This is a genomic window from Parabacteroides sp. ASF519, from assembly GCF_000364265.2.
GTDB lineage: Bacteria > Bacteroidota > Bacteroidia > Bacteroidales > Tannerellaceae > Parabacteroides > Parabacteroides goldsteinii.
The window spans coordinates 4,803,687-4,828,415 of record NZ_AQFV02000006.1; the positions used below are offsets into that span (position 1 = coordinate 4,803,687).

Below are 24,729 nucleotides of genomic sequence, written 5' to 3' on the forward strand. Positions count from 1 at the left end.
TTACTGATTAATTCTTATTAAATTTCGAATGCAACTTATTATACTTCACTTTGTCGAAACGATAATAGCGGGCGGCACGGTGGGCAACTCCTGTTTCGATCTCGTCGGTCTGTACGATATATTCCAGCGACCCCATTTTCTTATGGAAGTTACGGACATCCATTTCCTTATTATATATGATCTCGTACGTACGACGCAACTGATAGGCTGTAAATTTCAAAGGCAGGTAATCGAAAATGATGGATGGTTCCTTTTCAACCCACTCACGTATTTCCTCCACAGCGGCCTCGATGATTTCTTTATGGTCGAACGGCAAAGAAGGCAGTGCATCGACAGGAAACCAGGCCAGTGAATTATATTTATTGGTCGGGTTCGACTTCCGTCCGATCTTACTCAATGCCAGATAAGCTACGGTTACGATCCGTTCGATCTTCAGCTTCATGGCGTTTTCCAGCCACTGCATATCATCTTTGTTTTTTGTACGCGAGGGAGAGCCAAAACTGCGGAATTGTTTTAAAGGAACGCGTTTCAAACCTGTAGCCTCATTAAATACACGATGAGCTGCCGTATCCAGATCTTCATTTTCAAAAATCAGACTTCCGGGAAGCTTGTAACGTTTCTCATCGCTATTGTCCATTTGCCGTTCTATAAGCAGCACGCATAGTTTATCTTCGTTTACGCCCAGCAGCACGCAATCAACAGACACATGCGAGTAAAGCATCTTGTTATTTTCCATATGTGTTTCCATAATATTACGTTAAACAGTTGCAAATATAAACATTTATCCAATATACAAAACACACAGAATAATTTTTTCAATATTTATAACAGCTTATTTATCTGACAATTTACTATCTTACCTCATACAATAACATTTATTCCCCATAATGTAAACAAAACAATATTGAGATAAACCGTTGATCTTTCTCTTTTTAACATGCTTTATCTAAACTTTCTGAACTATTCTGTCCTCCAACTACTTTTATTAATACTTTTGCCACAGATTATACTTGAAAATGGACATAAAACATATACAGTTCACATGCCGGATGTACTGGGCGAACATGAAAGGCATCCTGAATATATTCGCGGAAGGCCTCATTCTTCTGGCATCTATCGCTTCCTTATTCGTACTGATCTACCAGTTCGGGTTCCAGCAGACAAGCGAAACCATACACCATTTATATCTGAGCCGTATTTATATTTTACTGGCATTTTTTATCGGTATCACGCTACGCTACATCGTCCGGTTCGGTGAGATCATACAGGAAAAGCTCTTATATCTGGATATCGGCATTTACTTCCTGCTGTTTGCCGTTTTGTCGGCAAAGGTATTTTTCAGAGAGGTGATTCAGCAGTCACTGCCATACCTCGATTTCCTGTCGAAGCCGTTGTTTGTCTATACGCTGATGCTATTGCTCAGTATGATCCATCTGTCACGGCAGACTTTCACGCTTATGCAAACACGTATCAAGCCGTCACTGCTGTTCCTGCTGAGTTTCATATTTGTGATCCTGATCGGAGCCGGATTGCTGATGCTGCCGAACGCGACAACCCGCCCGATTCATTTTGTCGATGCGTTGTTCACGGCAACGACCTCTGTCTGTGTAACGGGACTGACTACGGTTGACGTAGCGACTACTTTTACACATATCGGGCACGTTATCATTATGATCCTGATACAAATCGGCGGAATCGGAGTAATGACTTTTACCAGTTTCTTTGCCCTTTCTTTCATGGGGCATTCTTCTTTCACCAGCAAACTGGTTCTGAAAGATATGCTGAACGAAGACCGTATCGGTGGGTTGTTCCGCGTTATCCTGAATATTCTGTTCGTTACTTTCTTTATCGAAGGAATCGGGGCCTACTTTATATATATGGATATCAGAGGAGTGTTGCCGGGAGCCACTACGCAGGATAACATCTTCTTCGCTATCTTCCATGCGGTTTCCGCCTTCTGTAATGCCGGTATTTCCACACTGAGCGGCAATATGTGTGATCCGATAGTGGCCCACAACTACAATCTGCATGTATGGATTTCCCTATTAATTATCTTCGGTGGCCTGGGATTCCCGATCGTTTTCAATTATCTGAAATTGCTAAGGCATTTCATCGTTAACACTTTTATGATAGCTATCGGACAACAGAAACATTATATCCATACACCCCGTATCATCAATATCCATACATATATAGTAGTAATAAGTACGCTGGTCCTGATCGTCGGAGGCATGTTCTTTTATTTCCTCTTTGAGATGAATAATACGTTGGCCGACCTGCCTCTGAAAGGGAAGCTGGCTGATTCGCTGCTCGGTGCCGTGACACCCCGAACGGCCGGTTTCACCGTGGCAAATATGGATGCGCTTCGTCCGGTAACACTGATGCTGACCCTTATCCTGATGGTTATCGGGGCGGCTCCGATGTCGACCGGTGGCGGTTTAAAAGTAACGACCGTTTTTGTAGCTATTGCCACAGCATTGAATGTTTCCCGTGAAAAGGAAAAGGTTGAAGTTCGTAAACGCGAGATATCTCCCGCCACTATCCGCCGGGCTTTCGCAACGATTGTCTTCTATTTTATCTTTGCCTCGCTGGCTGTCTGGATATTGTCTTATACGGAAGAAGGGACACCGGTGTTTACACTTACATTCGAAGTTGTTTCGGCTTTGAGTACGGTGGGATCGAGCCTGAACTTCACCCCTATGCTTTCCATGGCCGGGAAGTTGATTATCATCTGTACGATGTTAATCGGACGTATCGGGGTACTGACATTCATGGTCAGCTTTATGAGAGAGTACAAAAAGAGGGATTACACATATCCCCAGGAAAATATATTAATGTAATATGTAATGCCTTATGAAATTTCTGGTTATAGGATTAGGAAATCTGGGACGCGCCATCGCGGAAAATCTCACCCGTATCGGCGACGAAGTGATAGGTGTCGATCTGAACCTGCATAAAGTGGAGGCCGTAAAACAAACGATCTCCGGCTCCGTCAGCCTCGATACGACTGACAGGGATGCACTAAATACACTGCCGTTGAGCGAAATGGATGCCATCTTCGTTACTTATGGCAAGAATTTCGGAACGTCGGTACAGACTGTCGCCTTATTGAAGAGCCTGGATGCAAGCAGGTTGATCGTCCGTTCGATCTCTCCCATTCATGAAACGGTGATCCGCTCGATCGGTGTATCGGAAATCATTCGTCCGGAACAGGATTATGCAGCAACCTATGCCTCCCAGAGTTTACTGGGCGACCTGTTCCAGCGTTGGTATCAGGTAACGGAAACACATCATTTGTATAAAATAAAGACACCGGGAGCTTTAGTCGGACAGACGCTAAAGACGATCGACTTCCAAACGAACTTCGGTATCCGCCTGGTCGGAGTAGAACGAGCCAAAGAAGTACGAAACCTGATCGGATTGAAACAAACAGAATACTATGTGGTCGACCCACTGACCGATGATCTGGTGCTGGAAGCCAATGACAAGCTGATCCTCTTCGGAAAAATGGAGGTGCTCCATAAGATCAAAGAATTGTAAGGGGAAAAAAACTATACTGAAGGCTTTTTCAAAGCATATATGTTTCGTCATTAAAACATATATGTTTTGAATACAAAAGTCCCTTATTTTGATTACAAAAGAAGGGAGCTTTTCAAACCAGCTTCGCATAAGAGTTTTGCCGGTCCGGCTGAAGCCCTAACGGGATAGCTCGCTTTTGTTCTTGCTTCTCTCAATATCCATTAATTTCCTGATTGTTTTTTGATAATCTTCTAAGGTCAGTATATCATAATCTTTGCTGCCTGTCCCTTCTCTAAAATTCCCTCTGATACTTGGAGCATCGGGATATTTCTCTTTTATTATGTCGTCTATCAAATAACCATACAATCCTTGAGGACTACTTTTGAACAGAAAACTTTGAAACAGCCTCTCAATATAGTCCGGATTTTTACCAATGAAAGTCTTATAATTCAGATATGCTTCAGATTTCATATAATCTTCGGCACAACTACTAAAGTTTGGCTTTTGTAATTCCTCAAATAAAGCTCTTTCCAGTTTCTTATATCCAAAGATATCGGTTAAGTCGCCTTTTTCCAAACAGTGAATTCTTTCCTCTTCTACATCCATTTCTTCCCTGATTCGCCGAAACATAGTTTTCAGATCATACCCTTTATAAGTAGAAATAGAGAAAGTACCACTTTCTATCCGTGCATTTACCTGCGGATCTGTGATAACTTTATTGTCAAAAACAAAACAAATTCGTTTGCCGATAGATCTTTCCGTAGCGTCTGCCCATCGACTCACTAGGGATTGGTTTATAGTCCCTACAATCATATACATCATTCTATTATCCGAGTATGAGAAAGAATCCAATCTTAGAAAGGCAAAATCTTTGACTGTTATAATTGATTCTTTCGAGATACTGTCTTTCCTCCCTTCCATTATATAATACCAGCCATTTTCTCTTTCTATCGTTTGTGCGTTACAATATGATATACAATGCAAGGCAAGGAGCAACATAATAAGTTTAGATGCTTTCATATTAATACTACTTTTTAATTAAATAATAAATTGCAACTCCCAATATAGGAATAAGAAGGATAATCAGGATATACAGCAATTTATACTTCTGCTGCCGGACAGAATGAATTACACTCCAGATCACAGCTATATCCAAGAGCAGCACTAACAATATTACAGTCAACCCATTAACCATATTCATCAAATTGCATAACCTGCATGCATAGAACTCGCAGCTAATAACATTAAGGCCACTATCAAGAAGGGAATACGATATATTCCTCTATCGAATAAAGCAGCTATACAAACGGAAGCTGTCGATAAAGCTATCAGTTTGTTATCAGTTTCAATAACGATAAAACTAACAGCAATAGCAGCTATCGCTATAAGTATCAACAGGTAATTTAAAGTCTTCATCTCCACAGATCATTTGATTTCCTCATCCTCGAAGATGCAATATTAGGCATTATAAACAAGAAAAGCCTTGAATTGCTTCAAGACTTTTCCGGGTATGACAGTTTTTTTCGTATATGGCTTACGGTTTCAGGGGTTACACCCAGAAAAGAAGCAATTTCTTTTAGCGGAACCTTCTCTTTCAGGTTGGGACAACGCTGCATTAATTTGACATAACGCTGTTCGGGAGTGTCGCAATAACTTTCTAACAACCTCATATATACCATTTCAAACAAAGCCTCAGCTGCTTTATGCCTAAAACGTTGTTCCTCTGGTCCTGTATTTAAATATTCCAAATAATCAGATAACGAAACGACATATACAACACTCTCTGTTGTAGCCTGAATATTAACGACAGAGGTTGTCCTTTTAAGAAAAGAGGAATAGTCGCAAATAAATTCTTTCTCAAACGAATATCCAACCACCGCCTCTTTACCATTGTCGCCAATACGAGTGAGGCGGAAGGCCCCTTTTTCAACATAGCCTGCATAAAGTGAACTATCATTCTGACGAAGAAAAAACTCTTTTCTTTTGAGAATACGTTTTTCACCCTTCTTATAGAAGAAGCCTGTTAGCCCGGAACAATCCAGCAGATCTATATAGGTATTGAATCCTTCCACTATTTAATCTTCGTACAAAGATTATCAATCGATCTTCTTCACCAGCACCTTATCAATACGTGCACCGTCCATATCTACGATCTCAAATTCAAAGGTCAGCCAGGTCAGCGTCTCACCGGTCTTCGGAACGCGTTCAAGAATTTCCAGGATCAGACCACTCAATGTATTATAATCGTGTTCGGCATACAGATCTTCCATATCGAAATACTCCAGAAAGTCATAGAAGTTATACTGTCCGTCGACCAACCAGGAACCATCGGCACGCTGCACGATCTCGGCCTCCTCTCCCACTTCCGGAACCTGTCCGATCAACCCTTCCATAATATCTTTCAATGTTACAATACCCTGGATTCCTCCAAATTCATCCGTAACAATACCATATTTAACACGTGCTTCCTTAAACTGTTCCAAAGCATTATACACACTCTGGTTCTCGGGAAGGTATTGGGCGGGGCGTATCACCTCTTCCAACGAAAAGTCAGGTTCGTCAATCCGGCCGAACAGGTCTTTCAGATAAACAACACCTTTGATATTATCAAACTTCTCGGATGCTACCGGATATATATTAAACAGATTTTCCTGTACCTTTTCACGGATCTTCTCGATACTGTCGGTGACATCCAGCCATACCAGATCGCTCCGGTGTGTCATGATCGAACCGACATTTCGGTCTCCCAGGTTGAACACACGTTCTACGATATCCTGTTCCACTTCCTGCACTTCACCGCCGTCAAAGCCTTCTTTGACGATTGCCTTGATCTCCTCTTCCGTTACTTTATTTTCTTCGTTTGCTTTAATTCCGGTAATTTTTATAACAAGGGAAGTGCTCTTCGACAATAACCAGACAAAAGGCAAAGCCAGCTTCGATAAAAAGTACATCGGTTTAGCAACCAACATAGAAACCCGTTCGGCATACCCCATACCGATACGCTTCGGAACAAGTTCACCCATAATCAAAGTCAGGTAAGTCACAATTATAACGATTATTGTTTTAGATACTCCCAATGCATAAGGCTCCAGCACAGGCACATGACGCACCACTTCTGCCAGGTTATAGGCAAACGCCTCTCCTGAATACAAACCGGTCAGGATGCCGATTAGCGTAATTCCGATCTGGATAGTTGATAAAAACCGGTCGGGTTCTCCAGCCAGCTTCAAGGCTGTTTGCGCTGATTTATTACCTCTTTTTGCATCCAGTTCCAGCCGGGCCTTGCGGGCAGACACCAGAGCAATTTCAGACATAGACAAAATTCCGTTCAACAAGATAAGGCCGATAATAATAAAAATTTCCATTTGCTATATATACAGCGATTGATTAGGCAACGAAGATATGAATTATATCGAAATTAATACTACATTTAGAACCTTAATTAATACATGATTTAAAACATGAAACATCAGATCATATTACTTGGCAAAGATATAACCTCCGTTTATCACGGAATCAAAGAATTCGGCCCCGACCATGTGCATTTGCTTTGCACGAATGAAACAAAAGAGGTGGCAGCTCCCCTATTTCCGCTCCTTCCTGACGGCATTCGCCGGACATTATACCGGACCGAACCATACGACGGAGAACATGTCCGTAACGTTTGCCGCAAAATACACCAAACGTATCCTTCCGCCGAATTTGCCTACAACCTGTCGGAAGGTACCAAAGTAATGGCATTCGCAGCTTTCACCATCGCAAAAGAATACAGCGTCCCAGCTTTTTATCTGTCACAATTAGGCGAACTGATCCGACTGGACAGCTTTGAGAAATACCCGATGCAAAGCCAACTGGATAACAAGGAGATACTGGGACTGAGCGGAAATATCCTGACAGAATATCAGGACGCCAAACACTTGAGTGATACTGACGTGCAGGCTTCCGGCCTGATCAAACAGTTCATCGAACAATATCCGAAAGAGCACACCATGATACAGAAGTTCTTCAACATCTTCTGTAACAGGGAGCTGTCACGCCTTCCGGCATCACGTGTTTTTAAAAACGGACTACGTTTCAAACAGAGGCAAGGTACTTTTCTTGTTGCCCAACAGAACCGTGTGTTGCTCAGGCTAACGACACCGAACGCCTGCATGCTGTTTTTCAAAGGACGCTGGTGGGAAACACTGGTAGCACATACAGTCAGATCATGGAGCCAAAAACGTCCCAACAGCCCAGAGGTATGGCAAAGCGTCCTGTTTCAGACAGAGGGAAACAATCCAAGGACAAAGAATGAAGTAGATGTACTGCTGAACAACCAACAGAAACTAATCTTTATCGAATGTAAATCAGGACAGGTCACCCAAAATGATATTTATAAGATTGATGCGGTGCGCGAAACATATGGCGGAGATATTTCTTTAGCCGTTTTAGCCAGTTATTACCCGGTAGAAGACAACCTGCGGGAGAAATGCAAGGATTTACAAATAAACCTGTTCGCCCCTTCTTATATAGAAGAGCGCATCAACCACCTGAACATGCTGCCTGCATGGCTTGAAAAGTTATCCAACTCCCTGCAACTATAAAATAAAAGAAGCCGTTCTACCTTCTCAGGCGGAACGGCTTTTATCAATCGATAAGTTTTTGCTAATCTAATACATATTAGAAAACAATATCGGGAGATAGATACTTACACTTATTCTAAATTCTAAACTTCATCATCATATTCATAGAAGGAAACTTGTTTGTTTCCCTAACACCTACTTACACTGCAAATGACGTGCCAAAAACAGCGAGGAATAGAAAAACAATCACTAACAAACTAGTTGTCAGATAATAAAAGATCATTTTACGACATTTCCAATTTTACTCTACCGCAGAAGTGTGGTGGGGAATCAATGGGGAAATGGGGAATTTTTCCACACCACACTCCTATTGCATATCACAACTGTGTTCCTTTTGTTTCACAGATGGATTCCGTTTGTATCACAGTTGGATTTCCTCTGTTTCACAGCTGTGATACGAATAAGGAATATGATAAAAAGAGAAGCATCTAAAGGGTTTACGGCACTGACTGCCGGGTAGTCCTTAACAAACGGGCAGATGACCGAAGTTATATCCCGACAAAAAAGCCAGTCCTGTAACAGACTGGCTTTCATGCGTACCTTATATATAATTAAGACTTTACTTACTTTACAAACTTTGCTTTCAACAGATAATCAGCACAGCCTTTCACCCCAGCAAACTGGGTACGACCATCCGGCATACCTTCCAGTTCCACGTAATATTCTTTCACTCCAATCTGATACGCCTGTTTGAAAATCATTTCAAAGTTCATGAAGCCGGATTGTCCCAAAATGGCGCGATCTTTAATATGCAACAGTTTAATACGATCCGGATATTTCTTCATATATTCCACCGGATCATTCTGCCCGATCACCGTCCAGTACACATCCATTTCAAAAAATACCAGATCAGGATCCGTGTCTTTCAAAAAAAGATCATAGATTTTTTCGCCTTTATTATGGCGACCAAAGACAGCTCCCGTACCTCCCGGAACAACTTTGGCAAACTCAAAATCATGATTATGATAACCGAACGGAATACCAGCTGCTTTGACAATCTTTCCAGCTTCATTGAATACATCGCAAACATAAGCAACCTCTTCCACACTACGGGTGCGTGGTTGTCCGGGCTGAACCAGATATTTCACACCTAACTTGGCATGATCGTCTGCCGTCTTTTTCCAATATTCCATAATTGTATTGCGGGTATCCGGCGTGTACTCGCCTGTCGGAGGATTCACATGGGAACTGGTGATCTTCAATCCGGCATCTTCTGCCATCTTCTTGAATTCCATCATATCGACACCATTGATCTTGCCATTATTGTAACCTGCCAGTTCAAGGGTAGAATAACCCATCTGTTTAAGTTGTTTCATTCCGGCAGGAACATCTTTGGTTAACTCGCCTCCTAAAGAATAAATCTGCAAACCGATACTTTTTTTGGCTGTCGTTTCCGTACGAACGGGAGTGGCTGCCTGTAACGCTTCTGCCTTTCCGGCTACTAACCCTCCAAGAGTTAGAAAAGAAGCACTTTTCAGGAAATTTCTTCTATTTACCATGGTCTATAAAATTTAAAGTCTCCAAAGGTATTATTTTAAATCTGAAAAATAATTCTATATTTGTCCTAATTTAAGAATCTTATAAATAAATTTAAGAGTATGGACCCTATTTATTGCCAAAGTTGCGGTATGCCGCTAGTTTCTGATACGGATTATGGAACCAACCAGGACGGAAGTAAGAACAACGAATATTGTGCTTTCTGTTTCAAAGACGGTAAATTCACTCAGGATGTAACGATGGAAGAAATGATCCAGATTTGCCTCCAATATTCAGACTCCTTCAAACATGAAAACGGTGAAAGCTACACCAAAGAGGAAGCCCTGGCGGGAATGCAGTATTATTTCCCCCAACTGAAACGCTGGAAAAAGGATTGAGTATCCGGCGAAACCTATAAAACCGTGTAGACCGTTATGTATCAGGAATATCCTCCATGCCAACTGCTTGCCCCCTATATTGACAAATACTGGGAGTTCAAGGGTGAAACCGAATACGATATGCACTATAAGATACTACCCGACGGCTGCACAGACTTTATCTTTTCTATCGGGGAACCGTCGCAACCCCTGAACGGAGAGATGCTGATGCAGCCTTACCGTTTCTATTTTGTCGGTCCGATGCGGGTTTACTCGGAGCTGGTGACCCGCTCTACCCGCCTTCATATGATGGGTGTCCGCTTCTCCCCCTGCGGACTGGCGGCTTTTGCCCGGATGCCTTTAGGCGAGTTTACCGACACGAGGGTCAATGCATCCGAGTTGAATGTCCTGTTCGACGATCATTTTGCAGAAATGTTGTGCGAAAAGGAGTCTTTACAGGAACGCATACATATAATAGATAGACATCTTATCGCCCGTCTGCCGGGACTCCAGCCGGTAGACCCGCAGATCATCCGGGCTACCGATCTGATCGTCCGGGCAAACGGGATGCTGCCCATACAGCAATTGACGGACAAATTGTACATCGGCCAACGGCATTTCGAGCGCAAGTTCAAACACATCACCGGCTATACTCCCAAAGAGTTCAGCAGAATCACCAAGTTCCGGTATGCAACCCGCGTATTAAGACAGATGAAGGGGGAAGATATGCAGCAATTGGCTATCGACTGCGGCTATTACGATCCGTCCCATTTCATCAAGGAATTCAGGAAGTTATCGGGGAGTAACCCCTCCGCTTTCATGGCTTTGCCGATACCGGAAGACGATCCGCTTACTTACATAGAATAAAGAAAGTCGATTTTTTACAACAGGAAGCGGGAAGTTTCCTTTATGTTTGCCGAACGAAATTAATACATCAGAACATGGAAAAAATCAAACAACAAGCAATCGATTTGCTAAATAAATGCGAAGTCTTAACCCTTGCCTCCATCAACGAACGGGGTTGTCCGCGTCCGGTCGTCCTGTCGAAGATTAAAACGGAAGGGATCGATACGATCTGGTTCTCAACGGGAACAAGCTCGGAGAAGACAAAAGATTTTATCAAAAACCCGAAAGCCGGAGTCGCTTTCTACGAAGGACACGACAGTGTTACGCTGACCGGCACAATCGAAGTGGTAAGCGATGTGGAAGAAAAGAAAGCCCTCTGGGTGGATTGGTTCTATGAACACTTTCCCAAAGGGGTGGACGATCCGGAGTATTGCATTCTGAAGTTCACGGCTGAACAGGCAACGTACTGGATCGGCAATCAGTTTATCAAAGGAAAAATTTAACCGGTAGGTATCGGTCGAAAGATTGCTGCCGACGTTTTTCCGAAAAGCATGCACCCTCTTGGTAAAAAGCATGTATCCTTTTCGGAAAAACGTCGGCAGCTATTTTTTAATCGTCCAGTTCTCCCTGGTTACGCATGTGTTTTCCGTCGCAGAACGGTTTATTCTGCGATAAACCGCAACGGCACAAAGTGACACGGTTGCGGACAGGATAAACCCGTCCGTGTTCATCTTCTATCGGGATGCCGCCTTTCACCCAGATAGGGCCGTGAACGCTGAGAGCCACGTCTTCGAGGATACTGATGCCTTCGGGCAGTTCCGGTTCGATACGTTTTCCGTCTTTCGTGACGGCAGTGAGACGTCCGCTGGGACAGTTGGCACATTGCTGTTTCACGATTTCAATCGTTTCGGCCGAGTCGCCCTCTTCCACTTGTTCCCAGGACGTACCGTGGGTATCACAGAAACGGGCCACGGCGCAAAGGCTTTCGGCGTCCAGCATATCGATCACCTTCCCTTCGTAGAGGACAGACATTTCATCGTATGTGTCATGGCTGGCGGTCGTATCTCCTTTAAAGCCGTTTTTCTTATGCGTCCCGTCGCAGAACGGTTTGTTATGCGAACCGCCACAACGGCACAGATGATATACGCCTTCCGGAGCATACTTCTGTATTTCCTTATAACCGGTGGAAGCGCCTTTACGGTCGTTTACATAACGCAATTGGTTCAGGGGAATATCCCCGATCACTTCATAAGGTCCATTGGGAAGAACCTTGATTTTCTTTTCACTATTAGCATCCATTACCTAAGTTGTTTTAATTTTATGTACTATTTAATAAACAACCGGCAAATGGGTTTGTTTAGGCATATCTCCGGAAAAACAATCCGGGAAGATCAGAAACCCAACCCCAACTCAAACATAAAACGGAAACTATCGGTCGAACCGAAGCAGGAATATTTCGTCGTAATCTTATTAATCAACGTCAGCCAGATACCTCCACCATAGGACGTATGCCATCTTTTGGATTGCTCGCCGGGAAACCAGACACGCCCGTAATCGAACCCGGCAAAGACACCATACTTCAGGGGGGTAAACGGATTCTTCAACTTCCCCATATCCAGCCGGATGTCCGAATACTGGTAAAAAGATTGCTTTCCGATGAAACGGTTGTCCCTGTAACCGCGCAATTCGGTGGATGCTGCTTGGTAAAACTCATACTTATTATTGAAAAGCTGCTGGGTTTTCGCCATCGTAGCCCAGGTAAGGCGGTCGGTTATTTTTACATCCAGTTCCACCGATGCTTCGGCGTAAGGGAAATTACGGCTTGCATCTTTCAGGTTCATCTTCCAACCTCCGGTAAGCGTCCCTCCCAGTTTTGGGATGAAGGAACAGATCTCTTTTTCCGTATGGAAGGAAAGTCCGAGGTCGATAAACAGGTTGGTTTTGAAGATACGATGATCCTCGGGGTAAAACTGGTTAATGAAACGGTCGTTGGTCTCCTTGGCTTTAAACATTTCCCAGGAGGCTTGCACGACCAACCTCTTCTTTTCGCTGAAATCCAGGTGGAAGGAAGGCGATAATTTGAACTGGCGGATATGCACGCGGTTATAGTTCTTCTTCGCATCCTTATAGCCCTCCGTATTGTTTCCGAAGCCGAAGAAATTGTAAAAGTTCCTCCGCGAGCTGATCGTTGCATCTATATTAAACGATTTCTTCCCGTCATAAGACGGAAAAATTCCCTGATAGACAAAGCCTTGTATATAGTTGTACCCGATACGGTGCTGGTAGGTAAAGGGTGAACGCTTGAAACCATACATCGTATAGGTAAAGAAGGTTCCGAGACTGAATCCCTTGTCCGAGTCGTAAATTCCCCAGGGAGTGAAAGACATCTTATGATGCTTTATCTTATTATAATCGTACTGATGAATCTCAGGGATATCCGAAAATACCTTTTTGACATGGGGCACGGTATCGAGGGCTGCCTTCCCCGACTCATATTCATAAACACGTATGTGGTGACCCGGTTCCATCCGGTAGGTATTCTTTCCTTTCCCGGCAATCAGGAAAACAGGCACCTCCTTGTTTGCCCTGCCACTTACTTCGAAACGGTCGTCACCCTCCAGGCCGTAGAGCCAGATCTCTTTTGTCTTTTTCCGGCTGTATTTCCGGTCGAACACCCGTTGTCCGGTCTGTTGGTCGTACATCTGTATGAACAGACTGTCCGGGTTATGGCGGTCGATCACGAAACGATCCGAACGGTTGGTTCCCGTCAGCACCGGAGTTTGTTGCAACGAAGCAAAATAAGTTTTTGCTATCTCTTCCAAATTTTCCCGCCTTTCCTTTATTATCTGGGTAATCCGTTTAATTTCTTTGTCTTCTATTCCTTTTGGAAGCCTTGAAAAAGCCCCGTCGATGATAGAGTCGGTAAGCGTCTGCCGGATAAATCGCGCCTGTCCGGTCCATACGGAAACGTCGCTTTGAGAAGCCAGCGCCATATCCAAAGCAAAGCCCAACGTATTCTCTTTCCGGACGCTTTTCGGGGAAGCGTCGTAATTGACAATGAAACCCAATCCCAGCACACGAAGCATTTGTTTGAACAAAACGCCGTCTACCTTCGTAAAAGCGTGGTTACGGTCTATGACTATCGGGGCATAGAGGATGCTGTCTCCTTCGGAGCGGCCCAGCCAGTTCCAGTTTTCGGGTATTTTATTCCAGTCGCCTATCAGCATATCCAGCAGGCGTTCGCGGATATAAAGTTCCTGATCCACCTGAAAATTCTTGTTAGCCTGTATGGTATCCAGCAATTCTTCCGTCAGGAGAATATTCGGACGGGTATTGAAATCCGGTACATCGATAACGCTAACCAGCTTATTTTCGATAGACGTCCCGTTGGCAACCGTATCACGGGTCGAATGTTCCGGCAGGTAAAATATCCGCGAATTGTTTGAACTCAACCCCGACGAGCGTGCCAGATAATCGGCGGAAATAAAGGTATAGGGATTGATTATCGTATAGGCATCCCCGATAAACTGATCCAGGTAAGTATTTTTAAATACCTTCTTGTTATAGACTTCCTGGAAGAATTTCGACTCGATAAATGTGGTATATCCGCCTAACGGCTTCAAAAGACAGAGTTGTTGCTGGTTGTTTTCAAGCAATAATCCTTGAAAATCGGCAGCCTGTTCAACCACCTTCACCCCTCCCCACAGCGATTGCAAGGTAACGGCGGGAACGGTAATAGGGAGAGAATAAAGTGTGCGGTAATGCTCGCCCCACAGCTTATTATACAAATCGCTTTTGCGCGTGGCAGAAGGAGGGTAAATGGATTTTCGGACAAGAGAATCACCTTCGCCCACCCGTGGTAAGACAGAGGCCGTCATATCCGCAGAAAAGACAAACAGCATAACAAGAAAGACTATATAAGAAGCAGAACTAAGCCGCATTTTCATCATCATCAGATAATTAAACAGTAATTACATCCTACAGATAAACACCTGTATATATAAGTAACACATCAGGCGTTTAACTTGTTTTATTCATACTGCCCGGCGACCTGTGCCAGTATCTTTGCCATCTCTTAACAGCCTTCCCGTATTTAGCAAACTGTCAATTCACCCCATTCTTAAAGGGGCTGTACGTAGACTAATCAATACCTATCTTTTTTCATGCAACTGTCCGCGACTTAACAAATAACACTTCATTCAGATAAAGCCCAATAAAGTGACATTATAAGACTAAAAAAGAATAGAACGAATCACTCAAGCAATAAGATCTCCCATACGAAGCAAATTTGTCAATCTATTTGCAATGCTTATTTACTATGCTACAGAAAATAAAAATGTTATTCAACATACGATTTTAGCACAAAACTACTTCCAGGAAGACTCAATTAAACACTTATTAACCATTATCCTATTTAAAACAAACCTCCATTTCGTTTTAAACAAGTTTTTTGTTCGTTTTAAACGAAGTTCAAATTCCTTTAAAACGAAATGAAAAAGCATTTATCGGGAAGCAACTGTTAATTTTTGTATCCACAAGCATTCTGTAAGATAGATTTAAACCAGCACACTCGTCACAAATAATCGAATAATAAAATCCTTATGCTTAATAAGCAATATATTTTATTACATTTTGTCAATTACAAATAAATACACAATAATTTGCATAACATTTATGGTCTTGACCTATTTTTTTCCGTTCTTTGTTATGCAGTTGAATATTCATCCTTAATTATAAGCTTATGAGTTTTGCCGGCCATGTTTTCGATATGATACGAAGAAATAAGGAAGATCGCGAAAAGCTCAGCCAGCTTCGCGGGAAGGGAAAAGATATGCGTACCAAATATTCTTCCCATATCCCAGACATCAGTGTCGAAGAATATGAAAAGATCAACCAACAATTGAAAGAACGTGAAAAAAACGAACAAACCTACATTTCACGAATAAAACTATTTGCTTTAGCTGCTATCATAGCCATAGTTATGCTATCATGGATTCTATTCAAACTCTTTTCTTGGTAAAAACAGCAAATTATCAATGTCACTCCCCCGGCACAACCTTCAGGGCGGTCGTATGCTTAATCTCGTTCAACACGAAGGAACTCTGCATCTTTACGATGCCATTTACTTTGGTTAGTTTGTTAAAGACAAACTGGTCGTATGCGGCCAGGTCTTTAACAACTACCTTTAGAAAAAAATCGTAGATGCCGCCGATCGAATAACATTCCATCACCTCATCAATCTCCTGTATCTCTGCTTTGAAACGTTGGATATGCTCATCGTTGTGCACCGCCAGCGAAACATTGCAGAAGACCACCAGCGGAAGTCCTACCTTCTTATTATCCACCAGCGCAACATAATTCCTGATATACCCCTCTTCCTCCAGCCGCTTCACCCGTTCGTAAACAGGAGTTTTCGAGATATTCAGTTCCGCCGACAACTCTTTCATGTTCACTTTTGCATTATTCTGCAACGCTTGTAAAATCTTAATATCAATCTGATCCAGTAAAGCCATAGTATTTTTTCCTATTTTCGTTATCAAAGTTATTCCTAAAACATACAACGTCCTGTATTCACTCCAAATATAGGAATAATTCCTTATTTTCAACAAATCATCAGAACTGATTTACTAAATACATATATTTGCAGTACGATTTTCCTGAATTATTAATAGAAATTTACCGACAACATGGCAAAAACAAATCTGACTTACTGGTATCACCTGATCGCGATCATAACGGTTATTATCTGGGGTACTACATTCGTATCGACAAAAGTACTGATCCACCACGGGCTTTCGCCGGTCGACATCCTCTTTTACCGTTTCGCGCTGGCTTATATATGTATCTGGTTTATCTCGCCGAAGGTGTTGTTTGCCCGGAGTAAGAAAGACGAGCTTATGTTCGTTGCCGCCGGACTTTGTGGGGGATCAATCTATTTTATTACTGAAAACACGGCTTTAGGCATCACGCTGGCCTCGAATGTGTCGCTGATTATCTGTACAGCTCCTATCCTGACGGCATTTCTTTCGTTGCTTTTCTATCGGCAGGAAAAGATAAAGCCAAACCTGATATATGGCTCGGTCATGGCCTTGATCGGCGTAGCGTTTGTGGTGTTCAATGGTAGTTTCCTGCTGAAAATCAATCCGCTGGGAGATATGCTTACGCTAATTGCCGCATTGATGTGGGCGTTTTACTGCCTGATACTGAAACAGATGGGGAACCGTTATCCGACATTGCTGATTACGCGGAAAGTGTTTTTCTACGGGCTTGTCACGCTGACACCGATGTTTCTGATTCATCCGTTGAATACAAATACCACTATTCTCCTCAACCCGGTAGTGGCAGCTAACCTGCTGTTTCTGGGAGTGATAGCATCGATGCTTTGCTACATCATGTGGAACACGGCGGTAAAAGAGCTGGGGCCGTTCCGTACGGCAAATTATATCTATATCGTTCCGCTGGTGACGCTGATCACTTCGGCCATCGTGATTGATGAAATTATCACGGTCGTTGCCCTGATCGGTTCAGTGTTTATCCTGAGCGGGGTGTATATTGCGGAAAGAGGGTTTCGGTTCGGAAAGAAACAGAATTGTCCCCCAAATTGAGGGACAATATAAAAACTATTCTTATTTCAGTGCCTCAACCACCTTCGGCAGCATCGTCCAGATGGCATTTTCGCACTGGGCGGTGTAGAAGTTTCCGTCTATTTCAGATTTTTCGTCGGTGGCCAGTCCGGATTGGATGGCGGGTTTTGCCAGCGGATGTACGGCTACTTTCTTGCCTTTCGCAACACCTGCAATTTCAAACATCAACGCAGCTGCACAATGGCCTATCATCATCTTTCCTTTATCACCAAAGGCTTTGATGACAGCCAGCATATCCTGGTTGTACTGCTTTCCGGCGTTTTCGCTGAACACAGGAACGGCATCCCCACAACCGAACACTAAAGCGTCAAACTCGTCCTCATGCCCTTTCAGGTTGGCTACCACATCGTCCACCGTCAGCTTAATACCCGAATTAGTCTTAATCTCTGTCGTTTCGGCAACAGCAAATACCTTATAAGAAATTCTATTTTCAAAAAATGCTTCCAGATACTGGAACAAACCTGATCCGTTTACCGGATTTACTGCTAAAACTGCTACTCTTTTTGACATAATTGTAATTATTAAGTGAAACAATAGTTACCTTTCGTAAGTTTATTACCTTTGTGCAGCAAATGTAGACGTTCCGTGCGAAACAAACAAGAACGCACTCCGGGATAAGCTACTTACACAGAGGTAACTATTATTGAATTTCAGTTTGATAGAAAAAGGAAAAAAATGAAAAATTTTCACCCCACAGGAAATTGTCCGGTAAGGGACGTACTCAGCCGGCTGGGCGACAAATGGTCGATGCTTGTCCTGACTACTTTGAGCGTGAACGGCACGATGCGTTTCAGCGACATTCACAAGACCATCGACGATATTTCACAGCGGATGCTGACCGTCACGCTCCGGACTTTGGAGGCCGACGGCCTGGTGCACCGCAAAGTATACCCCGAAGTGCCGCCCCGCGTGGAATACTGCCTCACGGAACTGGGCACAACTCTGATGCCACATATCGAGGCCCTTGTAAACTGGGCGGTCGGAAACATGGACGAGATACTGACGAACCGGCAGACTGCCGGGCAGTAAATCGCCGGAAGGACGGCGTTACAGCTTGATTTTCGCAATCAACTCCCTGACGACCGTTTTGAGTTCGGGCGGCCCGATAATCTCGGAGCGGTCGGCAATGGAGAGATACCAGCGACCGAATGCTTCGAGCGAATAGGTCTGGTATTTCTGGAGGTAATACTCTCCGTCGGGTTGCTCGTCGTAAAGTCCGTAAGTGTACTTGGAGACTTCCGTATCGCGTGCGACATCGCGGTGGACACGAAGTTTCACCTCGATATCGACTTCGGAATAATAGACTTGTTCTATCAGTTCGTTCAGCGGAGGATGTGCTTCCTCAAAATCGTTTTCGGTCAAAGATAGATGGACAATCCTTCCCAGGTGGAAAGTACGGTAATCCCTCCTCAACTTGCACCAGGAGAGGACATACCAGATGCCTCTCGAGAAAAACATGCCCTGAGGCTCGACCGTCCGTTCGGTGACCTGGTGGTTATAGCCGGCACGGTAGGTCATCAGTAATTGCTTCTTATTCAACAAGCCTTTCAGAAGCGGCTGAAGGACATTTCCGGGGATGGCAGGCGGTGCGCTGTAACTCCCCGAAATCCGGATGTACTGGTCGAAATGGTGAAGGATATCTTTTTCGGCTGTTTTCAGTACTGCACGTATCTTATCCATGCCACTGCGGAACAGTCCGTAGGTATCGCCATCGGTCTGATGGCTGACAAGTTTCTCCGCCACCAGGAAAGAGAGAGCCTCCTCGGTATTGAACATCAGGGGCGGCAACTTGAAACCGTCCACCAGCGAATACCCTACCCCGGCCTCGCCACCGACAGGGATGCCGGACTCTTCAAGCGCACGTATGTCGCGATAGACCGTCCGGAGACTTACTCCGAACTGCTCCGCAATCTCGCTTGCCGTGACAACAGGGCGGGATTGCAGCTTGACCAGGATAGCGGATATTCGTTCCAGACGGTTCATTGTACGTGTTTCTTCAGTTGATTTTTTTACAAAGATATCAACTTTCCGGGTATCTGTCGAACGATTAGCAAATCATCGCCCGGATTGATTGGGGGATCAGGCGGATGATGCAAATGCCGTCGCCGGTAGGGCCTTCGGGGGAGTATTCGTTCATCCAGTCTTGCCAAAGTTCGCGCTTCAATTCCACGTCGGTGACAATCTCGGCCTTACCCGCAATCTGCATCTGGCCGCCTTCCAACGTAGCGTACATCACTTCGCAGCGCGGATCCTGACGGAGGTTCGCTAATTTCTGCGTGGTGGCTTCTGTCGCGAAATGGAGTTGCTGCAATGTTTGTCCAGCCAGGTTGTTCAAGGCCGAAAGACGCGGGCCTGTCTCGGCATTGCAGGTGGCGATGATGCCGTATTCAAATCCCTTGATAAACTTTTCGGCTTCTTCCACCTGCTCTTTCGTCATCCCGGAAACCTCTCCTAAATAATACAATTTTAATTCCATCTTCGTAGCTTTTTAATGTTTATACTCGAACTATGGGGCAAAGGTATGGGGCGGGGGTGACAACAGTATGTCAGGAGGAGGAGGATAATTAACTACAATACAGATTTTATTTCCACACTTATAATAAAAGCTATACCCCCAAAACAATATTAGCGTCAATATTCAGCTTCCGGCTTATGTCTCTGGCTACTTTCAACGTAGGTTCGCATTTACCGGAAAGATACTCACTAACCCGGGAAGGACTCACGCTCAACAGTTCCGAGAGCTTAGTTTGAGTAAGATTCATTTCATACATACGAAGTTTAAGAACGTCCACCAGCAACGGAGTTTCCACAGGAAAATGTTCTTCTTCATAATCAGCGACTAAATCAGACAGCAAATCCAACTCAAGGTAATTCTTGTCATCCGTAGGAGTGTTATTACTTACAACTTTCAGCAATTCTTCAATTCTTGCACAGGCCGCATCATACTGTTTTTTATCTTTTATCTTTGCCATAATTTACTTACAGTTTATACGTGTGTCTCACGAATACAAAATCCTAAATTTTGGAACAATCTATTTTATCGTATTCTTTATGTGTGCCGATAAAGCGGATGAAAACCTTCCTGGCGGCAAACAAGATTATCGCAACCAATCTATACTCATTGCCCTTAATATTGAAAACAAACCAGTCATTACCCACATAATCAACACTATTGAACGTTTGCTTTATATCTGCCAGGCATGACCAGTCACTCTTTTCCGTCTTTTTGTACCAATCTCTCAAAGGAACATCTGCGTCAGCATGCTTCTTAGAATATTCCCTCAGAGTAGCAAATGTGATTATTCTCATGATTACTTCTTTGCAACAAAGCTACCCACTATTTTCCAAATATCAAAACATTTTTCCAATATTCAGAAATAACTCTAATAAAAAACAGAGATTATCCATCAAGTAATATTTAGTTCTATTTCTTTTATATACATTTGCGAACAGGCATAAGTCTATAGTAAATCATCTTACCATGAACGACAAATTAAATATTCTCTGGACAACCGACAATAAAGACACCATTTTCAATATGTTAGCCATGTACACCCTCAACTCCAAAAAGAGAGGCTGGTGGCAGGAAGTGAATGTGATTCTTTGGGGAGCTTCCGTAAAGTTAGCCGCCCAAGACACACAGGTTCAAACGGAAATTCTGGAAATGCTTCAAACGGGTGTCACCGTCGAAGCCTGCCAGGACTGCTGCGAAAGGTTCGGAGTGAAACCTGTAATTGAGAAACTGGGAGTTACCGTCAGATATATGGGAGCTCCGCTAACCGAATATCTCAAAAACGGAGATAAGATATTGACTCTTTGATTTGCAAGATATACCTACAAAATAAACTTTATTTTTCACACTGAAATACACAACATTATGGAACTTCCTATTTTAAAAGACAAAAACATCTTCCCCACTAATGAAGTACTTGCCGACGTTCTGGAGGCTAGTTTCCCTGCATTCGAAGCGTTCAGCGCATCGGCTGAAGCCGCCGGCCTGACACTCGAATGGAACTATTACAACGACGGGAAAGCTTGGTTGTGCAAAGTCCTGTCGAAGAAGAAAAACCTCGCGTGGCTGGTTGTCTACCAGAACTACTTCAGGACCACCTCCTACTTTACCGAAAAGCATCTGGACCGTATCGCCGACATGGAAATTACGGAAAGCATCAAAGAGGAATTCTACCGGGCGAAACCCAGTGGTAAACTCATCCCTATGAGCGTTGTCATCACCGAAAAAGAACAGGTGAAGGATGCCTTGTCGATGATACTTTTCAAGAAAGGATTAAAATAAACGCATATGCAACCTAACGAGATCATAAAGAAACACATCGCCCCTTGCGGACTTCACTGTGGGGGCTGCTTTGCCTTCAACGGTGGCAACATACAGAAACACAGCACCGAACTCATCAAAAGCCTGGGTAACTTCGATGTTTATGCCCAACGCTTCGTCACCATGCTCGACGAACCAGTCTTCGAAAACTACCAGAGTTTCAAAATGATGCTGCATTATTTCTCGGAAGCCAAATGCAACGGTTGCCGCGAACAGGCATGTGCCCTGTTCAAAAGTTGCCATGTCAGGGATTGTTTCCGTGAGAAGGGTGTCGATTTTTGTTTTCAATGTACCTCTTTCCCCTGCGAACAAACCGGGTTCGACGAACATTTGCAAAAACGTTTCATCTCCATCAACGAAAAAATACGGAAAATCGGCATCGAAAACTATTACGAGGAGATAAAAGATGTTCCTCGATATTAGTTTTACTGCTTGACAAACAAGAGAATGACCAGCAAAGCATGCCTACCGGACAACTACAATATGTAAATATTAATATATAACTTATCTGATTTCATGGACAAAACATTACATATAGCTTCAGAACCATCAGGAATAGGTACAATAAAGTTATTTTTTAAAAGATCAGGCATCAATGACAAAGTCTTAGTTTTTGAAAATACACTTAAACATGCTTCCCTTTCCCCCATTAAAGATTTAAATAATGAAGGACTGAAAAAACGATCACAATCTCTTGAAAAACTGATTGGGAAACATCATTTTCCTGATAGTCATCTGATAACTTTACAGGACTTCATAAAATATGATTTCGATAAATACGATAATATCGTTGTTTGGCATGGAAATGATGTTGATGGACGACTCTTTTTTTACATGGCTTGCTCACTAATCAAAGGTCAGTTATATGAAGCTGACACCACTGAAATAAAGGTTTTATTTCCTCATCTTGAACAAAATCCGTTTATATTGCCGCTAGCATGTTGTTCTATCGATAATATAGCTGTTTTATATGATAAGATTAAGCACATATCAGATGATCAAAAAAAAGAGTACGCTTTACTTTGGGAAAAATGGTTGCAATCGGATGCTCCAATAAGAATTATCAATAAAGAGAATGCAATCCAGGAAGTGGAAGAAGATTATTTTGACGAATCTATTCTCTCCAATTGTACTAACGAATTCCGAAATGTAGCACGAGTTATAGGAGAAACTTTATACGACAGCAACTTTCTCATAGGTGACTCATTTCTCCACATAAGAGTCATTGACTTAATCGCTCGCAAGAAGTTATCTGCACAAGAAAACGAAAAATTCACACAAGAAATAGCAACATCTAATCTGTCGGATAAAAACAAAATCGTTATAAATGGAGTAAATGTAACCGAGTTAAGGTTTTTCTCTATCAAGAAACTATAACCGGTGTCAGATATCGGATGATACTATAAAAAATGTACCTTTGTCCATCATGAAGAAATTAGTAATTGTCGGATGCGGACGGCTGGGCGGTATCGTCGCCGAAGCCGTTATCAAAGGCATTTTGCCTGAATATGATTTAGTAGGTGTCTATTCCCGTACGGTATCGAAGGCCGAAAGCATGGCCGCCCGGATGCAGGAACAGGGAAAACCTTGCCTAGCGTGTACAACCATAGCAGATTTGCTGGCGCTGAAACCCGATTACCTGGTGGAAGCTGCCTCCCCTGCCGCCATGAGGGAATTGGCTATCCCCACCCTGAAAAACGGTACTTCAATCGTAACCCTTTCTATCGGAGCGCTTGCCGACGACGACTTCTACCTCGAAGTCTCGGAAACAGCCAAGGCACACGGCACGCGCGTCTACCTGGCCTCCGGAGCAACCGGCGGTTTCGATGTGTTGCGAACGGCTTCCCTGATGGGAAACGCCACCGCGAAGTTTTTCAACGAGAAAGGCCCCAACGCCCTGAAAGGCACGCCCGTCTACGACGAGTCGTTGCAAACGGAACAACGTACCGTCTTCTCCGGAAGTGCAACAGAAGCCATCAAACTCTTCCCAACCAAGGTCAATGTCACCGTTGCCGCCTCACGGGCTTCGGTAGGCCCCGGGAACATGCAGGTCACAATGCAGTCCACCCCCGGATTTACAGGCGATACACAACGGGTAGAGATCAGAAACGACCAGGTACATGCTGTAATCGACGTCTACAGCGCGACAGCGGAGATAGCCGGTTGGTCGGTAGTGAATACGCTGCTGAACATCACCTCACCCATCGTCTTTTAAAAGGTTCATAAACAATCCTTACCGAAAAAACAGTCATTATGGAAACCAACTATCAAAAATTCCTGTCGGGAGAATATTGCAACCGCCTGGATAAAGAAGTGTTTGATATGATCGTCCGTAACAAACGGTTGCTTGCGGAATTCAATTCGACCGACATTTCGGACAGCGAAGCAAGGACAACTTTGCTGCATGAGCTATTCGGTCGCGTCGGAAAACACTCGAAAGTCAATATAAACTTCCACTGCGAATGCGGCAAACATATCTTTATCGGGGATAAAGTGATTATCAACATGAACTGTACCTTCCTCGATAACAATTATATAACGATAGGAAATAACGTCCTGATAGCTCCCAACGTGCAACTCTACACTGCAACCCACCCGGTAAGTGCGTCCGAGAGATTTGTGGAAGACTGGGATGAAAACTCGGGAGAACTGTTCTTTCGTACAAGAGCGCTGCCTATTGCGATAGGAAACGATGTCTGGATTGGTGGCGGAGTAATCGTACTGCCCGGCGTTACCATCGGCGATAACTGCGTAATCGGTGCCGGAAGCGTTGTCACCCGGTCAATACCTTCCAACAGCCTGGCGGTCGGAAATCCCTGCCAGGTTGTCAAAACGATATAAAAACATAGAGCACGCGAATAAAACACTGATAATTAATACTTTTCAGTGATTATCCGCGTGCTACCTATTCC

31 protein-coding genes are annotated in these 24,729 nt (G+C 43.6%); 15 read left to right on the forward strand and 16 right to left on the reverse strand.

Annotated elements, in window-relative coordinates:
- Positions 1-7 precede the first annotated feature (7 nt).
- On the reverse strand, positions 8-748 hold the full coding sequence (locus tag C825_RS19170; protein WP_007653150.1) for an NUDIX hydrolase: 741 nt from the start codon (positions 746-748) through the stop codon (positions 8-10).
- Between the two features lie 268 nt (positions 749-1,016).
- Here C825_RS19170 and C825_RS19175 point away from each other — a divergent pair, with 268 nt between their 5' ends.
- Entirely contained in the window at positions 1,017-2,840 is a 1,824-nt protein-coding gene (locus C825_RS19175; RefSeq protein ID WP_007653148.1) for a TrkH family potassium uptake protein, read from the forward strand.
- A gap of 13 nt (positions 2,841-2,853) precedes the next feature.
- The gene (locus tag C825_RS19180) at positions 2,854-3,540 is read left to right on the forward strand and encodes a potassium channel family protein (RefSeq protein ID WP_007653146.1); all 687 of its coding nucleotides are present in this window, start codon (positions 2,854-2,856) and stop codon (positions 3,538-3,540) included.
- A gap of 156 nt (positions 3,541-3,696) precedes the next feature.
- Here the strand turns inward: C825_RS19180 and C825_RS19185 are convergent, their stop codons facing one another.
- The 5 genes from C825_RS19185 to C825_RS19205 all read right to left on the reverse strand — a co-directional run bounded on the left by C825_RS19185 (position 3,697) and on the right by C825_RS19205 (position 6,884).
- The gene (locus tag C825_RS19185; protein WP_010803717.1) at positions 3,697-4,539 is read right to left on the reverse strand and encodes a SecDF P1 head subdomain-containing protein; all 843 of its coding nucleotides are present in this window, start codon (positions 4,537-4,539) and stop codon (positions 3,697-3,699) included.
- Between the two features lie 7 nt (positions 4,540-4,546).
- Entirely contained in the window at positions 4,547-4,720 is a 174-nt protein-coding gene (locus tag C825_RS19190) for a PLDc N-terminal domain-containing protein (protein WP_007653142.1), read from the reverse strand.
- Entirely contained in the window at positions 4,720-4,935 is a 216-nt protein-coding gene (locus tag C825_RS19195; RefSeq protein WP_007653141.1) for a hypothetical protein, read from the reverse strand. The genes C825_RS19190 and C825_RS19195 overlap by 1 nt, the downstream gene beginning before the upstream one ends.
- 77 nt (positions 4,936-5,012) lie before the next feature.
- Positions 5,013-5,591, reverse strand: a complete 579-nt coding sequence (locus C825_RS19200; RefSeq protein WP_010803718.1) for a Crp/Fnr family transcriptional regulator — start codon at positions 5,589-5,591, stop codon at positions 5,013-5,015.
- Positions 5,592-5,615: 24 nt separating this feature from the next.
- A complete protein-coding gene (locus C825_RS19205; protein ID WP_007653132.1) occupies positions 5,616-6,884 on the reverse strand; it encodes a hemolysin family protein in 1,269 nt (422 codons plus the stop codon).
- Between the two features lie 96 nt (positions 6,885-6,980).
- On the opposite strand from C825_RS19205, the gene C825_RS19210 reads away from it, so the two are divergent.
- Complete coding sequence (locus C825_RS19210; protein WP_010803719.1) at positions 6,981-8,102, forward strand: Card1-like endonuclease domain-containing protein; 1,122 nt, start codon at positions 6,981-6,983, stop codon at positions 8,100-8,102.
- 378 nt (positions 8,103-8,480) lie between these two features.
- On the opposite strand, the gene C825_RS19215 is transcribed toward C825_RS19210, so the two are convergent.
- Positions 8,481-8,675, reverse strand: coding sequence for a hypothetical protein (locus tag C825_RS19215; protein ID WP_010803720.1), 195 nt, complete (start codon positions 8,673-8,675; stop codon positions 8,481-8,483).
- Positions 8,676-8,704: 29 nt separating this feature from the next.
- A complete protein-coding gene (locus tag C825_RS19220; RefSeq protein WP_007653129.1) occupies positions 8,705-9,640 on the reverse strand; it encodes a sugar phosphate isomerase/epimerase family protein in 936 nt (311 codons plus the stop codon).
- A 99-nt stretch (positions 9,641-9,739) separates the two neighbouring features.
- Here C825_RS19220 and C825_RS19225 point away from each other — a divergent pair, with 99 nt between their 5' ends.
- The 3 genes from C825_RS19225 (at position 9,740) to C825_RS19235 (ending at position 11,343) form a co-directional block, all read left to right on the forward strand.
- Positions 9,740-10,015 carry a zinc ribbon domain-containing protein gene (locus tag C825_RS19225; protein WP_010803721.1) on the forward strand — a complete coding sequence of 92 codons (276 nt, stop codon included), beginning with the start codon at positions 9,740-9,742 and terminating at the stop codon, positions 10,013-10,015.
- 36 nt (positions 10,016-10,051) lie between these two features.
- Positions 10,052-10,861, forward strand: a complete 810-nt coding sequence (locus tag C825_RS19230) for an AraC family transcriptional regulator (RefSeq protein WP_010803722.1) — start codon at positions 10,052-10,054, stop codon at positions 10,859-10,861.
- A 74-nt stretch (positions 10,862-10,935) separates the two neighbouring features.
- Positions 10,936-11,343 (forward strand): pyridoxamine 5'-phosphate oxidase family protein, encoded by a 408-nt coding sequence (locus C825_RS19235; protein WP_010803723.1) that lies wholly within the window; start codon positions 10,936-10,938, stop codon positions 11,341-11,343.
- A 106-nt stretch (positions 11,344-11,449) separates the two neighbouring features.
- On the opposite strand, the gene C825_RS19240 is transcribed toward C825_RS19235, so the two are convergent.
- Positions 11,450-12,139, reverse strand: coding sequence for a CDGSH iron-sulfur domain-containing protein (locus C825_RS19240; RefSeq protein ID WP_007653120.1), 690 nt, complete (start codon positions 12,137-12,139; stop codon positions 11,450-11,452).
- Between the two features lie 92 nt (positions 12,140-12,231).
- Entirely contained in the window at positions 12,232-14,793 is a 2,562-nt protein-coding gene (locus C825_RS19245; protein ID WP_228100140.1) for a hypothetical protein, read from the reverse strand.
- A gap of 788 nt (positions 14,794-15,581) precedes the next feature.
- Here C825_RS19245 and C825_RS19250 point away from each other — a divergent pair.
- On the forward strand, positions 15,582-15,860 hold the full coding sequence (locus C825_RS19250; protein WP_010803725.1) for a hypothetical protein: 279 nt from the start codon (positions 15,582-15,584) through the stop codon (positions 15,858-15,860).
- Positions 15,861-15,879: 19 nt separating this feature from the next.
- Here C825_RS19250 and C825_RS19255 read toward each other — a convergent pair whose 3' ends face one another.
- Positions 15,880-16,353: an Lrp/AsnC family transcriptional regulator gene (locus tag C825_RS19255; RefSeq protein WP_007653114.1), complete on the reverse strand. Its 474-nt coding sequence runs from the start codon at positions 16,351-16,353 to the stop codon at positions 15,880-15,882.
- A gap of 174 nt (positions 16,354-16,527) precedes the next feature.
- Between C825_RS19255 and C825_RS19260 the strand changes: the two genes are divergently transcribed.
- The gene (locus C825_RS19260) at positions 16,528-17,445 is read left to right on the forward strand and encodes a DMT family transporter (protein WP_007653112.1); all 918 of its coding nucleotides are present in this window, start codon (positions 16,528-16,530) and stop codon (positions 17,443-17,445) included.
- Between the two features lie 21 nt (positions 17,446-17,466).
- Here the strand turns inward: C825_RS19260 and C825_RS19265 are convergent, their stop codons facing one another.
- Positions 17,467-17,994, reverse strand: a complete 528-nt coding sequence (locus C825_RS19265; RefSeq protein ID WP_010803726.1) for a DJ-1/PfpI family protein — start codon at positions 17,992-17,994, stop codon at positions 17,467-17,469.
- A 165-nt stretch (positions 17,995-18,159) separates the two neighbouring features.
- On the opposite strand from C825_RS19265, the gene C825_RS19270 reads away from it, so the two are divergent.
- On the forward strand, positions 18,160-18,513 hold the full coding sequence (locus C825_RS19270) for a winged helix-turn-helix transcriptional regulator (RefSeq protein WP_007653108.1): 354 nt from the start codon (positions 18,160-18,162) through the stop codon (positions 18,511-18,513).
- 18 nt (positions 18,514-18,531) lie between these two features.
- Here the strand turns inward: C825_RS19270 and C825_RS19275 are convergent, their stop codons facing one another.
- The 4 genes from C825_RS19275 to C825_RS19290 form a co-directional block, all read right to left on the reverse strand.
- Positions 18,532-19,467, reverse strand: a complete 936-nt coding sequence (locus C825_RS19275; RefSeq protein WP_010803727.1) for a helix-turn-helix transcriptional regulator — start codon at positions 19,465-19,467, stop codon at positions 18,532-18,534.
- A 64-nt stretch (positions 19,468-19,531) separates the two neighbouring features.
- The gene (locus tag C825_RS19280) at positions 19,532-19,960 is read right to left on the reverse strand and encodes a pyridoxamine 5'-phosphate oxidase family protein (RefSeq protein ID WP_010803728.1); all 429 of its coding nucleotides are present in this window, start codon (positions 19,958-19,960) and stop codon (positions 19,532-19,534) included.
- Between the two features lie 130 nt (positions 19,961-20,090).
- Positions 20,091-20,456: a helix-turn-helix domain-containing protein gene (locus C825_RS19285; RefSeq protein WP_007653102.1), complete on the reverse strand. Its 366-nt coding sequence runs from the start codon at positions 20,454-20,456 to the stop codon at positions 20,091-20,093.
- A 43-nt stretch (positions 20,457-20,499) separates the two neighbouring features.
- Positions 20,500-20,793, reverse strand: coding sequence for a type II toxin-antitoxin system HigB family toxin (locus C825_RS19290; protein ID WP_010803729.1), 294 nt, complete (start codon positions 20,791-20,793; stop codon positions 20,500-20,502).
- 172 nt (positions 20,794-20,965) lie between these two features.
- On the opposite strand from C825_RS19290, the gene C825_RS19295 reads away from it, so the two are divergent.
- The 6 genes from C825_RS19295 (at position 20,966) to C825_RS19320 (ending at position 24,658) form a co-directional block, all read left to right on the forward strand.
- Positions 20,966-21,304: a DsrE family protein gene (locus C825_RS19295; protein ID WP_010803730.1), complete on the forward strand. Its 339-nt coding sequence runs from the start codon at positions 20,966-20,968 to the stop codon at positions 21,302-21,304.
- Positions 21,305-21,361: 57 nt separating this feature from the next.
- Positions 21,362-21,778: a DUF3788 family protein gene (locus C825_RS19300; protein ID WP_007653096.1), complete on the forward strand. Its 417-nt coding sequence runs from the start codon at positions 21,362-21,364 to the stop codon at positions 21,776-21,778.
- Between the two features lie 6 nt (positions 21,779-21,784).
- On the forward strand, positions 21,785-22,240 hold the full coding sequence (locus C825_RS19305; RefSeq protein ID WP_007653094.1) for a DUF3795 domain-containing protein: 456 nt from the start codon (positions 21,785-21,787) through the stop codon (positions 22,238-22,240).
- Positions 22,241-22,333: 93 nt separating this feature from the next.
- Positions 22,334-23,194, forward strand: coding sequence for a DUF3658 domain-containing protein (locus C825_RS19310; RefSeq protein ID WP_010803731.1), 861 nt, complete (start codon positions 22,334-22,336; stop codon positions 23,192-23,194).
- A gap of 49 nt (positions 23,195-23,243) precedes the next feature.
- Positions 23,244-24,032, forward strand: coding sequence for an aspartate dehydrogenase domain-containing protein (locus C825_RS19315; RefSeq protein ID WP_010803732.1), 789 nt, complete (start codon positions 23,244-23,246; stop codon positions 24,030-24,032).
- Between the two features lie 38 nt (positions 24,033-24,070).
- Entirely contained in the window at positions 24,071-24,658 is a 588-nt protein-coding gene (locus C825_RS19320; protein ID WP_010803733.1) for a sugar O-acetyltransferase, read from the forward strand.
- The last annotated feature ends 71 nt before the right edge of the window (positions 24,659-24,729 follow it).

What these genes read in the sequence shown, in the direction of transcription:
- C825_RS19175 (WP_007653148.1), top strand. Translation starts at nt 1,017, where the DNA reads ATGGACATAAAACATATACAGTTCACATGCCGGATGTACTGGGCGAAC.
- C825_RS19250 (WP_010803725.1), top strand. Translation starts at nt 15,582, where the DNA reads ATGAGTTTTGCCGGCCATGTTTTCGATATGATACGAAGAAATAAGGAA.
- C825_RS19255 (WP_007653114.1), bottom strand. Translation starts at nt 16,353, where the DNA reads ATGGCTTTACTGGATCAGATTGATATTAAGATTTTACAAGCGTTGCAG.
- C825_RS19305 (WP_007653094.1), top strand. Translation starts at nt 21,785, where the DNA reads ATGCAACCTAACGAGATCATAAAGAAACACATCGCCCCTTGCGGACTT.
- C825_RS19295 (WP_010803730.1), top strand. Translation starts at nt 20,966, where the DNA reads ATGAACGACAAATTAAATATTCTCTGGACAACCGACAATAAAGACACC.
- C825_RS19195 (WP_007653141.1), bottom strand. Translation starts at nt 4,935, where the DNA reads ATGAAGACTTTAAATTACCTGTTGATACTTATAGCGATAGCTGCTATT.
- C825_RS19320 (WP_010803733.1), top strand. Translation starts at nt 24,071, where the DNA reads ATGGAAACCAACTATCAAAAATTCCTGTCGGGAGAATATTGCAACCGC.
- C825_RS19230 (WP_010803722.1), top strand. Translation starts at nt 10,052, where the DNA reads ATGTATCAGGAATATCCTCCATGCCAACTGCTTGCCCCCTATATTGAC.
- C825_RS19275 (WP_010803727.1), bottom strand. Translation starts at nt 19,467, where the DNA reads ATGAACCGTCTGGAACGAATATCCGCTATCCTGGTCAAGCTGCAATCC.
- C825_RS19170 (WP_007653150.1), bottom strand. Translation starts at nt 748, where the DNA reads ATGGAAACACATATGGAAAATAACAAGATGCTTTACTCGCATGTGTCT.
- C825_RS19240 (WP_007653120.1), bottom strand. Translation starts at nt 12,139, where the DNA reads ATGGATGCTAATAGTGAAAAGAAAATCAAGGTTCTTCCCAATGGACCT.
- C825_RS19310 (WP_010803731.1), top strand. Translation starts at nt 22,334, where the DNA reads ATGGACAAAACATTACATATAGCTTCAGAACCATCAGGAATAGGTACA.
- C825_RS19190 (WP_007653142.1), bottom strand. Translation starts at nt 4,720, where the DNA reads ATGAATATGGTTAATGGGTTGACTGTAATATTGTTAGTGCTGCTCTTG.
- C825_RS19220 (WP_007653129.1), bottom strand. Translation starts at nt 9,640, where the DNA reads ATGGTAAATAGAAGAAATTTCCTGAAAAGTGCTTCTTTTCTAACTCTT.
- C825_RS19300 (WP_007653096.1), top strand. Translation starts at nt 21,362, where the DNA reads ATGGAACTTCCTATTTTAAAAGACAAAAACATCTTCCCCACTAATGAA.
- C825_RS19185 (WP_010803717.1), bottom strand. Translation starts at nt 4,539, where the DNA reads ATGAAAGCATCTAAACTTATTATGTTGCTCCTTGCCTTGCATTGTATA.
- C825_RS19285 (WP_007653102.1), bottom strand. Translation starts at nt 20,456, where the DNA reads ATGGCAAAGATAAAAGATAAAAAACAGTATGATGCGGCCTGTGCAAGA.
- C825_RS19215 (WP_010803720.1), bottom strand. Translation starts at nt 8,675, where the DNA reads ATGAAAGCCAGTCTGTTACAGGACTGGCTTTTTTGTCGGGATATAACT.
- C825_RS19180 (WP_007653146.1), top strand. Translation starts at nt 2,854, where the DNA reads ATGAAATTTCTGGTTATAGGATTAGGAAATCTGGGACGCGCCATCGCG.
- C825_RS19235 (WP_010803723.1), top strand. Translation starts at nt 10,936, where the DNA reads ATGGAAAAAATCAAACAACAAGCAATCGATTTGCTAAATAAATGCGAA.
- C825_RS19210 (WP_010803719.1), top strand. Translation starts at nt 6,981, where the DNA reads ATGAAACATCAGATCATATTACTTGGCAAAGATATAACCTCCGTTTAT.
- C825_RS19280 (WP_010803728.1), bottom strand. Translation starts at nt 19,960, where the DNA reads ATGGAATTAAAATTGTATTATTTAGGAGAGGTTTCCGGGATGACGAAA.
- C825_RS19265 (WP_010803726.1), bottom strand. Translation starts at nt 17,994, where the DNA reads ATGTCAAAAAGAGTAGCAGTTTTAGCAGTAAATCCGGTAAACGGATCA.
- C825_RS19245 (WP_228100140.1), bottom strand. Translation starts at nt 14,793, where the DNA reads ATGATGATGAAAATGCGGCTTAGTTCTGCTTCTTATATAGTCTTTCTT.
- C825_RS19270 (WP_007653108.1), top strand. Translation starts at nt 18,160, where the DNA reads ATGAAAAATTTTCACCCCACAGGAAATTGTCCGGTAAGGGACGTACTC.
- C825_RS19290 (WP_010803729.1), bottom strand. Translation starts at nt 20,793, where the DNA reads ATGAGAATAATCACATTTGCTACTCTGAGGGAATATTCTAAGAAGCAT.
- C825_RS19225 (WP_010803721.1), top strand. Translation starts at nt 9,740, where the DNA reads ATGGACCCTATTTATTGCCAAAGTTGCGGTATGCCGCTAGTTTCTGAT.
- C825_RS19205 (WP_007653132.1), bottom strand. Translation starts at nt 6,884, where the DNA reads ATGGAAATTTTTATTATTATCGGCCTTATCTTGTTGAACGGAATTTTG.
- C825_RS19260 (WP_007653112.1), top strand. Translation starts at nt 16,528, where the DNA reads ATGGCAAAAACAAATCTGACTTACTGGTATCACCTGATCGCGATCATA.
- C825_RS19315 (WP_010803732.1), top strand. Translation starts at nt 23,244, where the DNA reads ATGAAGAAATTAGTAATTGTCGGATGCGGACGGCTGGGCGGTATCGTC.